Below are 12,532 nucleotides of genomic sequence, written 5' to 3' on the forward strand. Positions count from 1 at the left end.
TTTCATCAGGATTTTACATTTAATAATATCGGGTAGGTTTCATTTTGCCGTCAAATTGTAAAACATAATACAACCTGTCTTTGCCAGCGACACAGGTAGTGAATGATTCCACCCAACCATGAACAGTGGAATCATCTACCTGGTGCTTTTCTGTCAAAAAGCCATTTGAAAGGGTATGAGACAGATCTATAAAAAGGCCATCTTCCCTGCCAGGAAAATGGTACACGTGAATACATGACCTTTCAGTATTGGCAGCAGGTGATAGTTGATCATGATGGGCTAACGTTCCCAGAAAAACATTGACCATACTGGCAGGTTCCTGTTGTCCGAAACATGAAGGATACAGGCAGACAATAAAACTCAATGAAAAGCAAAAAGACCGGGTAATCAACCGCATCATGATAACTAATAGGAAATGGTTCTTGAGGGACGTTTAAGGTAATTTATTAAGGTCTATCGCCGGCGCTACTTGTTTGGCCGGTCTTTCAAATAATGTTTTATAGGTGGTATACTTATTGAAAAAGCCACAGTTCTTCAAAAAGAACTGCCCTTTTTCAGTACCACCGGTATAGTCCATGCGATAACCTATTCTGGCGGTATTGTCGTAGGTAAAGCTGGCTTTGTTCAGCTCTATCCATTTACCATTGTTATCGCAGATCCATTGGTTGCCGTATAATACCTTGCGTGCTTTATCGCCCTGGTTTGGATTGAAGTTTTCCAAAAAGGAATGAAAGCGTTTCAGGTAGGTATTGGTTTTGGGCCGTTTAAAGGAGGCCATCAAAAGCCACTCATTTTTTTCGGGCGAAAAAAAGTAGGCGGTATAGATAGTATTGTTCTGGCCATCAGGTTCGCCCTTCAACAGGAATTTATAGGTGGTGCCTGCTTTCCAGTTATAAGGCATAAAACTTTGACCGCCCGAACCTTCGTTGCCAAAATCCTGTGCATTTACTTCTGCCCCTTTTTTCAGCAGCACAATGCGCTCATCGGCAGGAATATTCTTTGGGTCATTGGTGGTAAACGGGCTCCATACCGAGAACAATATTCTGCGTTCGGTCTCAGAATTCACCTGCATCCCAAAATATCCCTGGCCAAAACCACAGGCCATGGCGTAAGTGCCTATTACATCCTCGCCCTTTGGAAAAGTTACTTCGTTGTAAAACCATTGTGCTTTTACACTGTCGGCAAAGGCATAGTTTAAATGAACGGAAGGTCCTCTGCGACCCCAGTAAAAGAACTTGCCTTCGTTGTTTTTAGTATATACAGTTTCTGCATTTATTACAGTGCCGCTGATTGCGTAATCACTAACATCGGCAAAATGCTCGCCTGATTTGGTAAGGCCTTGCAAGGTAATTTTTATATAACCGGTGTCTTTCAATTTCCATTCGCCTGCTTCATACAACTGGAAATTGTGACCTTTTATCATTACTATTTTAAGCTCTCCGTTGATGCCGATCTGTAATTTACTTTCGTTGTCTGTTCTTGCCTTTATCGCAAGCTTTAACACACCGGATTTATTGATGCGTAGGTAGGTGTTGAATTGTGTTTCTTTGCTCACCCAGTTTTCAATGCCGGCATTGGTGATCATGTTTGCATTGCTGGGCGCGTTGACAGCCCAGGTGTTTCCACCCAATGGCAGAACGATCGCGGTATCTATACCATTCCCTGCCTTAACTGCAACGCAGAAAAGCAGGGAACAGGTAAATAACAGGGCTGTATATTTCATGTAGTTCTTGCTGATTTGTGGTTTACCTGATAGGTACGATCCAGTAACTTGAATGTAGCGCCGATGTCATTATCAGCAGGCGCCCTCCAAATGGCAGGTTGCGAACCCTGAGCCAATAACTGAATACCGTTAAGTACATAGCTATTAATGACCCCTTTAACATTGTCAAAGCTCAGGGCGAAACCTTTTCCGCTAATGGTAAAATTACCAGTGGTTTCTGTTGCCTGCAGTCTTCCGGGCCCAGCCGACCATTGACCGTGTACCGACCGGGTTGTGATATTGGATTTTTCACAAGCTACTTCATAATCTGCTTCCAGGAATGGTTCTGCGTTCTTTAGGGTGTATCTTATATTGACTAAATATTCTTTGCTTGCTTTTTGTTTTATAGCAATTGGTTCGAAAGGCGGTTTAAGCCGGGCGCTCATTTTGGAACGCCCGGTAAACTCATACGGATGATTGACATAAATGGGAAGGCCGTAGCCATTTAATTCCCTGTTTGACGGAACTTTAAATATTTTCCAGGAGTCGTCTTTATATTTATTTTTATAGAAATCGAATGACTGTTGATGTGGGACCTGTACCCAGTTGAATTTCCTGTCACCATTTAATGAAAAGATATTTGTAAATAAAGCGCCGGTTGGCAAAGCCATGGCAGCCATCGTTAAACCGGTATTTTTTATAAAGTCTTTCCTGTTCATTATTTGGATGAGTTTGCGGTAAAAATAGCCGATCACTACATTGAAAAACCACGAACACGTTTTTGTTCTATTTTTCTGAAATCCCCGTCCGGCGCTAGTTTTACCGTTCTCTGAAAGGATGGCGAAGAACTATAATATGAGCCTTTTTTTAAGGGCTGTTGGATGAAGTCAATGAAATAAATGATGAAATAAGTGAATGGGGGGATCAATAAAAAAAGCTGCTCAAAAGTAATTTTGAAGCAGCTTTCTTACTAAGGTTGCCGAATTATTTTTGCATCACTAAAGACTTACCCCGCCATTCCTTACCATTAAATACAGAAAGCATATATACCCCAGCCCGCAGCTCAGCAACCGGTATTCTTACCATACGCAATCCCTGCTTGTATTGAAGGCTCTTGCGTATGGTGCCATATTGGTCGGTGATCTTAATGCCATAGATCAATTCCTGTTCACTGCTTTTCGCAGTTGACTGATCTGATGTAACAATTACTTCGCTGCTTGCCGGGTTGGGCGATAGGCTGAACCAGGACCCTGTTCTTACTGAAGTAGTACTAAAGTCCTGCACGTAAGTGCCACAGGGACCCTGAGCAGTTAAGCGGATAGTACAGGTATTGGAATTCCAGGCAACATCTGGCGCCTGAACAGTCATGCTTACGCTGCCGCCTGAAGACCACCAGGATGCGCCAGATGGTACAGCTATTGGTGTCCAGGTGAATCCTGAATAGTAGGGGTCTGTAATATTATAGGTTGCAGTTCCTGATCCGCCGGGAATAAGGAATGAAAAGGAGGATAATATGGGTCCGTTATAATTATTTGAACTTGAAAAAGCAACGGTATTGCCCAGTGGCAGATAAGGATCTACGGCAATCCGTTTTACTATTGTGTATGGTGCGCCACAGATTGGAGTAATGGTAGCAATAAGATCAACATTGCCGCTATTACTTCCCTGTTGTTTATTAACTGTTACAGTCGGGGAGCAGGTTGCGCCCGAAAGATAGGCATAAGTGGTGTTGGAGAGCGTCCAGCAGATGGATGCACCCGCCGGTAAATTGGTAATACTATAGTTTTGGGAATTGACGCCGGTGCACATGCCAATAAGCCCATCAATGGTTTGCAAAGGCGTTTCATCTATTTGGATTTTGTGTATGTGTACCCAGCCTTCATTGGTGCCCGGGGCGCTTTGGGTTGAAAACCACACATATTGCTTGCATTCCGTTAGATCAAAGGAAAGCACTTGCGACGTGGGGGTCATAGTACCAAACGGAGATGTTCTGGTAGAAATGTCTACTTCTGCAACATCCATATCGGTGCAGACATTTGCGTTGAATTCCGGATTATCGGTGAAGCCTACCTGTAGGGATGGTCCCGTGAGTTGGTGGTTATCGTCGACAAAGCTACCAGTAACGGTTATTACATATCTGACGCCCTTTTTAAATGGGTATTGGATAACAAACCCTCTTCCTCTTGCAAAGGAACCATCTGGCCTGCGGGTCATCATATCGATGTTTCCATGCCAGATATCTGAACATCCATGTGTGGCGATAAATGGGATATTAGGATAATTGTCAAAATAGCCACCACCGGCAAGCTGGCAGGCTGGACGGTTACAGCCGGCAGTGGTTTGCGTAAATGTATTAGTGCCAACATCCCAGACCATTGAGTTAGTGGTTTGGGAAAAAGAAAAAGAAACAAACAGGTTGATGAGTAGAGTAGATAAGATTCTTTTCATATAAGCAAGGTTTATTGATGACGTAGCTTTGAGGGAGCAATTATAAAATTTACACCTTCTTTAAAAAAGAACCTGCGAAAAAAGCATCAACCTGATAAACGTGTTGTTTTGGGGGATATCTGTGACAATTTAGCCAATAACCGTGTGTGTTTGATATATTGAATAATGTAATGCAATGGCCGGTGTCAATGGTCAACAAAAAATCCCGCCTGGCGGGATCTTTTGTTTATTATGAGTGTGACAACTTTAATTATGCATGACCTCCATGCCTACTCCTAAGGCGGCCCGTTCAATACTGGCTGCAAAGAGTGGTGTTTCCGATCGGTTGTGATTGATGGAGTGTGGCTGCCGTTGCGCCCGGAAGGCTTCAAAGGAAATACCCTGGCGATCGAGGCCCTTCATCATTTCGTCTGTTGCAGTTGATACCACCCGGTTGGTAAACTCACATTGGGTGGCATTAATAGCCCTCACGCTGAGTTCCCAATGTACATGCAGGGTTAACCGGCCGGTTGGACTGAACACATCTGAAAATGATGTCAGGATTAAATGATGCGGCTCGGAGAGTTCTTCCTGATAATGTTGTACCATAGGGCTTCCGCCGATCACTTCTACGTTGATCGACATGCGACGGCCATCGGTACCCACTGTTTTTGCTGCGGAAACATGCGCCGGTGAACAACTTTGATACTCTGCTTCCGACAGGTTGAATGCCCATTCGGGTATATTGATGCTTTCAATTGGCGCATTGATAATAGCAGTAAAGCTGGAATCAACCAACTGTTCTACAAGTTTCATATAATTAGTTTTTTAGTGATTATAATCGGCTTCATGAGCGGTTAACTCCTTTTCCTTCAGCATCCCGATCAGTTCATCGGTGGTAAGAATGGCATGGGCAAAATTAGGGCCATTGATATCATGGGCCGCATGCATGTTCTCCCAGGAGTTGGCAGCGGTGGCGTCTCTTACCAGCGTTACATGATACCCCAGTTCCATCCCATATCTGCCCGTGGCTTCTATACAGGTATTGGCAATCATACCGATCAGAACAATGCGATCAATGTCGTGCTGTTTTAACTGTTGATCGAGGTCGGTATTAGCAAAGCCGCTCGATGACCAGTGTTCTTTGATAATGGTATCACCTGGCTGTGGTTGAAACCTTTCATGGAATTGGCCACCCCAGCTGTCTTTAGCAAAGACCTGCCGTTCTTTGGTGCCCAACTGCAGGGTAGTGGGGTATTTCCAGTTATTGAAATCAGTGGGTTCTGAACGATGATGTGGAACGTAGAATATTTTTATTTGCAGCTCACGGGCAGTTTGTATGATCCTGGCCATATTATTGAGCAGGTTTACCCCCTCGATAACTTCTTTTGATTTGTTGTACGACTTGCCATCGGGGTGTAAGAAATCATTGTAAGGATCTATCAGCAGCACGCCGGTCCTTGTGGTCTTATAGGTGCCATATCGAGCAAAAGCCCTCGTATTAAATGTATCCATTGCATTAACATTAATAGTTGGATATAATAGGTGCGTAGGGTGGAAGAATATTCAATATAAGGCGGCTTCCCGGGGAAGTATGTTAGTATCGCTGATCCATTGGCCAGTAGTTTACAATCGGTATACAAATATAATATGAAAGACACCTCCTGAACAAGTTTTTTGGTGCTGTTCAGGAGGTGTTGCATTGACAATAGTCAAATAATTTATTGAGGTGCGCCAGTAGTTACATTAATACCTGTAATACTGGATGAATAAGTGCTTACAAAAGCATTTCCACTGGATACGGTTATTCTGGAACCATTGATAAATGATGCTCCATTAATATAGTTGGCTGTCATGCCGGTAGTGGCCGTGATCTTTACATTATCAAAAACCAGATCCGTCATTGGTTTTTCTGGTACCGCCCATAAAAGACCCGCTTTGGGCGAGCCGGTTGCGGTGATGTTCTTAAAAGTAATATGCTTCCATACTGGAGTGGTGGTGGTTATTGCTTGAGCCGCATCTGCTGAGGCACTTGATGGAATGGTATTATCCGGGTAATACTCGCACAGGTTAATTGGACTTGATACATTGGTCATCGTTATATCGGTATACGTTAAATATTGTACGGTACCGCTGCGGGTGCGATTAGATTTAAGATGAATTCCATTGGAGGTGCCGTTGAAGGTGCAATTGCTTACTGTGATGTGATCGATGCTGGCGGCATAACTGCCAATTGATAACCCGTGACCTGAACCGAATGTACAACCGGTAATGGTCACATACTTACTGTTGTTGTTCATGGCGATGTTGTCGTCGCCACAACTGATATTGCAATTGGTGATATTGATGTTGGGCGACCAGGTATCGATGCCGTCGGTGTTAGGCGAGGTGGAAGGTGAACTGATGGTCACTCCTGAAATAGTAACGCTGTTGTTGTTCTTACTAACACTGATATGACTGTTAGGTGCATTCTGGATCTTAATACCTGATATTTCTACAGTAGTGGCGCTGCTTAATCCGATCATTGCCGGACGGGCAATAGCCGCGCCTGATGCTTTGGTGTCCTTATAGGCTGTCCACCAGGCGGATCCCTGACCTTCAATAGTTCCAGGCCCGCTTACTTTTACGTTGGTCAGTCCACTCATATCAATAAGCGATGCTACATCTGCTGTGCCGCCCGAGCCGGGATACGTACCATAAGCCAGTGCTTTTAAGATAGTACCGCTGGAGAGTTGTAAACCTACATTGTTCTTTAATTTAACAGGCCCGCACAGGAACGTTCCCGAAGGTACTACAACAGTTCCGCCACCGGCTGCTGAAGCCGCATTGATGGCATTGAGCACGGCAGTAGTATTGTCGGAAGAACCGGTAGAGGCGCCATAGCTCGTGATGTTAAAAGTTCCTGCAGGAATTACCGGTACAGAAACTGATTCGGTGGTTGCGGTGCGGGAAGGTGTTGTTGCAGCAGCAGGTGTTTCCTTTTTACTGCACCTGGTCACCAACAGGCATGACATAGCAAGGCAAACAATCGTTTTTTTCATACGTAATCGTTTTTGAATTGTTAATGGTTTATTTGCAAGCGGGCAAAACTACAGGTAGTAAGATGGAAGGATGTTTAAAAACCGGTCGTTTTGGTTTACTAATTGGTCATGGAACTTATTCAGCATATATAGTTCTATCTTTAATATTGAACCATTCTAAAGGAACAAGCAATGAAAACGCCATTTATACTCATTAATATATTTACTGTAACTCCTGACAATCAACAACGCCTGGTCGATCTGCTGACAAAAGCAACAAAAGAAACGGTAAAAAGCATGGACGGGTTTATTACCTCCACGCTACACCGGAGTATTGACGGAACAAAAGTTACGATGTATGCCCAATGGGAAAGCCGTGAAAAATATGAGGATATGAGGCGGAATGCAACTGCCTCACCCTATCTGGAGGAAGCGCTCAGCTTTGCAAAATTTGAAATAGGTGCGTATGAGATCGTTGAAATCTTCAAAAAGGCTTAGGTAGTGGATGTACGACGGATATTACAGAAAAAATACATAGAGACTTCCCTGATTTTCAGCCCGGGCACAATGGCTTTGACGCATATCGCAGGAATTTATATCTGTTTGACAGGATGTGTACTATAATCCACTTTCTGATCGTTTATTGTGAATGATCCCGAAAAAACTGCGATTGATTGCCTGCACATTTGTCCTGGGGTGGCCTGTAACCGGTGCTTGTCAGGAGTTGAAAGACCCCAAGGAATACCAGGCGGTGCTTTCTGCCGTGGCTGCGGCTGTTAAAAAGAATCACTATAATCCGACGCCATTCAATGATGAACTTTCCGAGCAATGGTTCCAGAAGTTCCTGGAAACGGTCGATCCATTGAAACAGTTTTTTCAGCAGTCAGACCTGGTTGCCCTCAAAAAATACAGCACACTGCTCGACGATGAACTCCAGGGAGAAAAGGAACTTAAGTTCCTGCCCGCTGTGGTTGCCCGCTACAGGAACAGAGTAATAGAAGCGGGCGCCGAATACAGCAAACTATTGAAAGAACCATTGCACTTCGAACAGGAAGAATATATCCATTATGATGGCAGCGCTGTTTCCGACTTCGCACAAAATGCAAACGCATTGACCGATGCCCGCCGCAGGTATGTGAAATACCTGGTGTTACAAAAACTGGTACAGTTACAGAACCTGGACACGCTTTCACGCAGTGAATCGCAGTTGGAAGAAATAGCCCGGCAAAAAGTGACGGTGAAATTGGAGAAGTGGATGGAAAACAAAAAAGCGGAAGCCGTTCAGGAAAAGCTATTCGGACAATACGTGAATTGCTTTACTCATTTAATGGACCCTCACACTACTTATTTTTCTACTACAGAAGCTAAAAAATTCCGGGACAAAATAGGCAACAAAGTGGCCGGCATAGGAGTTACCCTTGTTTTGGATGAAGAGGGTGCGAAGATCGTACGGCTGGAAAGTACCGGCACGGCTGCCATGAATGGGTTGGAAGCGGACGATGTGATCGTTCGGGTGGGTGAGGGGCTCACCGGTGAAATGACAGAGCTCGCAGGACAGTCGTCAAGCGAAATAGCGAACCTGGTACGTGGGGAAAAAGGGACTTCGTTACGGGTGGAAATAAAGAAACCAGGTGGGAAGCTGGAGATAGTCACCATGCAACGGTCTGAGCTCGACCCGCAGGAAACTGCGGTAAAAGCACTTATAGTGCGACGAAATAATAAGAAGGTCGGTTATATAAGTTTTCCGATCTTTTACCAGGATGTGGATCCCGCTGGGCCGCAGGTAGCCACCGATGTGGCCCAGGCCATCAATCTGCTCAAAGAACAACATGTGGATGCTATTTTATTCGACCTGCGCAGGAATGGCGGTGGTTCGGTACAGGAGGTAATACGGATGGTATCGCTGCTTATTAAAGGCGGGCCGGTTGTACAGGTAAGGGAGCGGGACCGAATGCCAGTATCGCGCAGCAACCAGGATGTGAAAATGCCTTTTGGTAACAAAGGGGTGGTGGAACAGATCTATGATGGTCCGCTGGCTGTATTGGTAGATGAGTTCAGCGCCTCAGCGACAGAAATATTTGCATCGGCCATTCAGGATTACAAACGAGGTGTAATAATTGGAAGCACTTCTACTCATGGGAAAGGCACTGTGCAAAGAACAGAGCCATTAGAGAACGGAAAGTTAGGTACCCTTAACCTCACTCATTTCCAGTTTTACCGGATAAATGGAGCCTCTACACAACGAAAAGGCGTGATCCCTGATATCGTATTGCCCGACCCGAACGAGTGTTTGAAGACGCGCGAGAAGGACATGCCTTCCGCTTTGGCCTGGGATATGGTGTCGCCTGTTCCTTATGAAGCCTGGAAAGGAAAACTTGACCTGAAAAAGCTGAACCAGTTTGCCGCGAACAGAATTGCTGGTGATACCGCATTTTCTATAATAGTAAAAAATTCAGCTCAGACCTGTGAACAGATCATGAAAGACATTCCATTAAAAATGGACAGCTATAAACAGAAGCTCCGGCAACAGACTGATCTAACAGCGGTCAATACCCGCGCTTTACGGTTGCCTGCCGGCAGGGAAATGGACCTGGACGTTTTGTATCCCCGTAAGAATGAGATTTGGATCAAGGGGGTGCGTCAGGATATTTATATTGAACAGGCCGTAGCCATTGCGCTTGAAATGTGCAATGATAATAAGTAACAGCATACTGTTTTTATAGGTGAGTGGCAGGCCGTTTTAATCTATTCTTTTATACAATTCTTCCCAAAGCGATTGTTCCGAAGCCTGGAAAAGCGTAGTAGCAGATGCCTGTACGGGCAGCCAGCTTCCTTCTTTGATCTCCTCTTCCAGTTCGTTCGCATCCCAGCCGCTGTAACCGATAAAGAGCCTGAGGTGGTTTATTGCGTCGCTGGCGGTGTTGAGGTATTCAACGGCCTGTTTAAAGTTACCGCCGTAATATACCCCATCACCTACCAATGTACCTTCAGAGATAGTCCCGGGAATCCGGTGGATGAAGTATAGCTTTTCTCTCTCTACCGGTCCGCCTTCATACAGCAGGAATGGTTTGCTGGTCCGGAACTCCGTCAGTTCATTAAACTTTCGTTCAAATACCTGGTTCATCACAAACCCCAGGGCACCCTTCTCATTGTACTCCGTTATATAAATGACCACTTTGTCGAAATAAGGATCATCCAGCGCAGGCGCGCTGATCAAAACAGAACCGGCTTTAAGTGTTTGATTCTCCATAATTCAATAAGAGCCGCAAAGATGGAACCATTTTGCGATAATTTGTACTGAAATATGTCGGGAAAATACAACAAAAGGCCCCTGGTCTTTTGGACCTTTAGGTAGTAAAATCAAGGAATATGAAAGCATTAGTATTGAATAGTTTCGGTTCTGCGCCTGTATTGCAAACAGTAGATAAACCGGTCCCTCATGCCGGACAGGTACTTATTAAAGTAAAAGCAAGCGGGCTCAATCCACTCGATGTTAAAATTATGACCGGTCAGGCCGGACATGCGCAGGCAAAACTGCCCGCTATATTGGGCGTTGATGTTAGCGGGATCGTAGCGGCAGTGGGAGAAGGGGTATCGAATGTTAAACCCGGCGACGAAGTGTATGGCATGGCGGGTGGGGTAGGAAATAACCCGGGCAGCCAGGCTGAATATATGACAGTCGATGCCCGGTTACTCGCGTTGAAGCCAACCAACCTTTCTTTTCATGAAGCGGCTGCCGTACCATTGATCTTTATTACAGCCTGGGAAGGCCTGGTTGATCGTGTTAACGTGCAGCAGGGACAACGGGTCCTGGTCCATGGCGGCGCCGGTGGCGTTGGGCATATTGCCGTACAAATTGCAAAAGCTCGGGGGGCGGAAGTATTTGCCACCGTACGAAAACCACAATTTGATCAGATAAAAAGGTATGGTGCGGTGCCCATCGATTATACGGCAACGACAGTGGAGGAGTATGTGAATGAATATACCGGTGGAAAAGGGTTTGATGTGGTCATGGATAATGTGGGTGGTACCACGCTCGACGATTCCTTTAATGGGGTAAAACAGTATGGTCATGTAGTGAGTATAATAGGGCGGGGAACACACAGCCTGGCGCCACTGGCGTTACGCGGCGCTACCTATTCAACCGTTTTCACGTTGATACCGCTGTTATTTGATAACGGCCGGGCGCATCATGGGGAGATCCTGCAGCAAGCCACTAAATTAATAGAAGCAGGGTTGGTTAAACCGGACGTATCTCCAGCTGTATACAGTTTGGAAACAGCAACGGCAGCCTATGAGGAGTTGAAAGGAAAGACAGGAAAAGGAAAGGTCGTAATTGACGTAAATTAAAATAGTGATGATCGCAGCAGTTGATTATTTATACAGTAATTGACTGCTGCTGTTTTCGATAGGCCGTTGGGGTGAGCCCCTTATATTTTTTAAAAAGCCGGTTCAGGTGACTTTCATCGGTAAAGCCGAGTTCAGATACAATCTCATTGATGCGCATATCGCTGTGCTGTAACCGGGTTTCAACCAGCTTCAGCTTGTAATTGATAATATACTGTTGAACGCTTTCGCCGGTATGTTTTTTAAAATAGCGGCTGAGATAACCATCTGCAATCCCAAGCTGGCCGGCGATGATGTCGGCCTTTAATTTCTCCCCATCGTAAATGTTTTCCTGAATATAGTTGAGGATCTTAACAACGGTATTGGTGGTGTTATCTACCACTTTGTTTGACATGGTCATGCCGATATTTCTTGCTACGATGGTGATGACCGTGTTCACGATCTGTGAAATGATCTCCTGGTGATACAGTTGTTTCTGTGTCCACTCCCCCAGGAGCGATTCCATCATTGCTTTTGCCAGTATTTTATCAGGCGGATTGCGCAGAATGCAACCCGGTTGATGGCTGGCGTTATTCAGCATATATTCCAGTTTTTGGGTCCATTCTTTGTGCCGGGGATCGTTCTGTTGCTGTGACTTTACATAGATGTCGTTAAAGCGAATAAATACCAGTTCAGTAGTAGTGTCTATTTGGAAGGAATGCCAGTCTTCCGGTGTAATGAGGAACAGGTGACCGGGTTGATAGTTGAAATTGTTTTCATTGATACATTGAACACCGGTACCACTGGCTATATAAACCAGTTCAAAGAAGTTGTGTTTGTGTGCCGATTTAGGGCAAACGTCTACCTTGGTATAATAGATCTCAAAAGGCTGGTAAAGACTTTCCTTCTGCATATGCCATAAAGTAACGTAATTCCATGTAAATAGTTTGTTAACGAGAGCTAATATCCTCATTTACAGCCTAAATTAAAGGAGGTAGGATGCAACCATTTTCTTTCTCTGACCTTCTTTTATGCATTATTTTAGCAAACAACACTT

12 protein-coding genes are annotated in these 12,532 nt (G+C 44.9%); 3 read left to right on the forward strand and 9 right to left on the reverse strand.

Annotation, left to right across the window (positions count from 1 at the left end):
- Positions 1-19: 19 nt before the first annotated feature.
- From J7I42_RS26675 to J7I42_RS26705, 7 genes are all read right to left on the reverse strand, one after another.
- On the reverse strand, positions 20-307 hold the full coding sequence (locus J7I42_RS26675; RefSeq protein WP_209141945.1) for a hypothetical protein: 288 nt from the start codon (positions 305-307) through the stop codon (positions 20-22).
- Between the two features lie 126 nt (positions 308-433).
- Entirely contained in the window at positions 434-1,723 is a 1,290-nt protein-coding gene (locus J7I42_RS26680; RefSeq protein ID WP_209141946.1) for a DUF3472 domain-containing protein, read from the reverse strand.
- Positions 1,720-2,421: a beta-galactosidase small subunit-related protein gene (locus tag J7I42_RS26685; RefSeq protein ID WP_209141947.1), complete on the reverse strand. Its 702-nt coding sequence runs from the start codon at positions 2,419-2,421 to the stop codon at positions 1,720-1,722. Before J7I42_RS26685 ends, J7I42_RS26680 begins: the two co-directional genes overlap by 4 nt.
- A 265-nt stretch (positions 2,422-2,686) precedes the next feature.
- Positions 2,687-4,150, reverse strand: coding sequence for a T9SS type A sorting domain-containing protein (locus tag J7I42_RS26690; RefSeq protein ID WP_209141948.1), 1,464 nt, complete (start codon positions 4,148-4,150; stop codon positions 2,687-2,689).
- Between the two features lie 246 nt (positions 4,151-4,396).
- Entirely contained in the window at positions 4,397-4,945 is a 549-nt protein-coding gene (locus tag J7I42_RS26695; protein ID WP_209141949.1) for a hypothetical protein, read from the reverse strand.
- 12 nt (positions 4,946-4,957) lie between these two features.
- On the reverse strand, positions 4,958-5,644 hold the full coding sequence (locus tag J7I42_RS26700) for an isochorismatase family cysteine hydrolase (protein WP_209141950.1): 687 nt from the start codon (positions 5,642-5,644) through the stop codon (positions 4,958-4,960).
- Positions 5,645-5,850: 206 nt separating this feature from the next.
- On the reverse strand, positions 5,851-7,170 hold the full coding sequence (locus J7I42_RS26705; protein ID WP_209141951.1) for a glycoside hydrolase family 28 protein: 1,320 nt from the start codon (positions 7,168-7,170) through the stop codon (positions 5,851-5,853).
- A 171-nt stretch (positions 7,171-7,341) separates the two neighbouring features.
- Between J7I42_RS26705 and J7I42_RS26710 the strand changes: the two genes are divergently transcribed.
- Together J7I42_RS26710 and J7I42_RS26715 are read left to right on the forward strand one after the other, a co-directional pair.
- On the forward strand, positions 7,342-7,647 hold the full coding sequence (locus J7I42_RS26710; protein WP_209141952.1) for an antibiotic biosynthesis monooxygenase family protein: 306 nt from the start codon (positions 7,342-7,344) through the stop codon (positions 7,645-7,647).
- Positions 7,648-7,798: 151 nt separating this feature from the next.
- Positions 7,799-9,853 (forward strand): carboxy terminal-processing peptidase, encoded by a 2,055-nt coding sequence (locus tag J7I42_RS26715; protein ID WP_209141953.1) that lies wholly within the window; start codon positions 7,799-7,801, stop codon positions 9,851-9,853.
- A gap of 36 nt (positions 9,854-9,889) precedes the next feature.
- Here the strand turns inward: J7I42_RS26715 and J7I42_RS26720 are convergent, their stop codons facing one another.
- Complete coding sequence (locus tag J7I42_RS26720; RefSeq protein WP_209141954.1) at positions 9,890-10,399, reverse strand: YqgE/AlgH family protein; 510 nt, start codon at positions 10,397-10,399, stop codon at positions 9,890-9,892.
- 119 nt (positions 10,400-10,518) lie between these two features.
- Here J7I42_RS26720 and J7I42_RS26725 point away from each other — a divergent pair, with 119 nt between their 5' ends.
- A complete protein-coding gene (locus J7I42_RS26725; protein WP_209141955.1) occupies positions 10,519-11,499 on the forward strand; it encodes a zinc-dependent alcohol dehydrogenase family protein in 981 nt (326 codons plus the stop codon).
- 28 nt (positions 11,500-11,527) lie between these two features.
- Here J7I42_RS26725 and J7I42_RS26730 read toward each other — a convergent pair whose 3' ends face one another.
- Positions 11,528-12,388 (reverse strand): AraC family transcriptional regulator, encoded by an 861-nt coding sequence (locus tag J7I42_RS26730; RefSeq protein WP_209141956.1) that lies wholly within the window; start codon positions 12,386-12,388, stop codon positions 11,528-11,530.
- Positions 12,389-12,532: the final 144 nt, after the last annotated feature.

It is taken from the genome of Niastella soli (genome assembly GCF_017742245.1).
In the GTDB taxonomy this organism is placed as follows: Bacteria; Bacteroidota; Bacteroidia; order Chitinophagales; family Chitinophagaceae; genus Niastella; species Niastella soli.

Coding starts and splice junctions, on each gene's coding strand:
- J7I42_RS26685 (WP_209141947.1), bottom strand. CDS start 2,421: ATGAACAGGAAAGACTTTATAAAAAATACCGGTTTAACGATGGCTGCC.
- J7I42_RS26680 (WP_209141946.1), bottom strand. CDS start 1,723: ATGAAATATACAGCCCTGTTATTTACCTGTTCCCTGCTTTTCTGCGTT.
- J7I42_RS26715 (WP_209141953.1), top strand. CDS start 7,799: ATGATCCCGAAAAAACTGCGATTGATTGCCTGCACATTTGTCCTGGGG.
- J7I42_RS26695 (WP_209141949.1), bottom strand. CDS start 4,945: ATGAAACTTGTAGAACAGTTGGTTGATTCCAGCTTTACTGCTATTATC.
- J7I42_RS26690 (WP_209141948.1), bottom strand. CDS start 4,150: ATGAAAAGAATCTTATCTACTCTACTCATCAACCTGTTTGTTTCTTTT.
- J7I42_RS26720 (WP_209141954.1), bottom strand. CDS start 10,399: ATGGAGAATCAAACACTTAAAGCCGGTTCTGTTTTGATCAGCGCGCCT.
- J7I42_RS26700 (WP_209141950.1), bottom strand. CDS start 5,644: ATGGATACATTTAATACGAGGGCTTTTGCTCGATATGGCACCTATAAG.
- J7I42_RS26675 (WP_209141945.1), bottom strand. CDS start 307: ATGGTCAATGTTTTTCTGGGAACGTTAGCCCATCATGATCAACTATCA.
- J7I42_RS26710 (WP_209141952.1), top strand. CDS start 7,342: ATGAAAACGCCATTTATACTCATTAATATATTTACTGTAACTCCTGAC.
- J7I42_RS26730 (WP_209141956.1), bottom strand. CDS start 12,388: ATGCAGAAGGAAAGTCTTTACCAGCCTTTTGAGATCTATTATACCAAG.
- J7I42_RS26725 (WP_209141955.1), top strand. CDS start 10,519: ATGAAAGCATTAGTATTGAATAGTTTCGGTTCTGCGCCTGTATTGCAA.
- J7I42_RS26705 (WP_209141951.1), bottom strand. CDS start 7,170: ATGAAAAAAACGATTGTTTGCCTTGCTATGTCATGCCTGTTGGTGACC.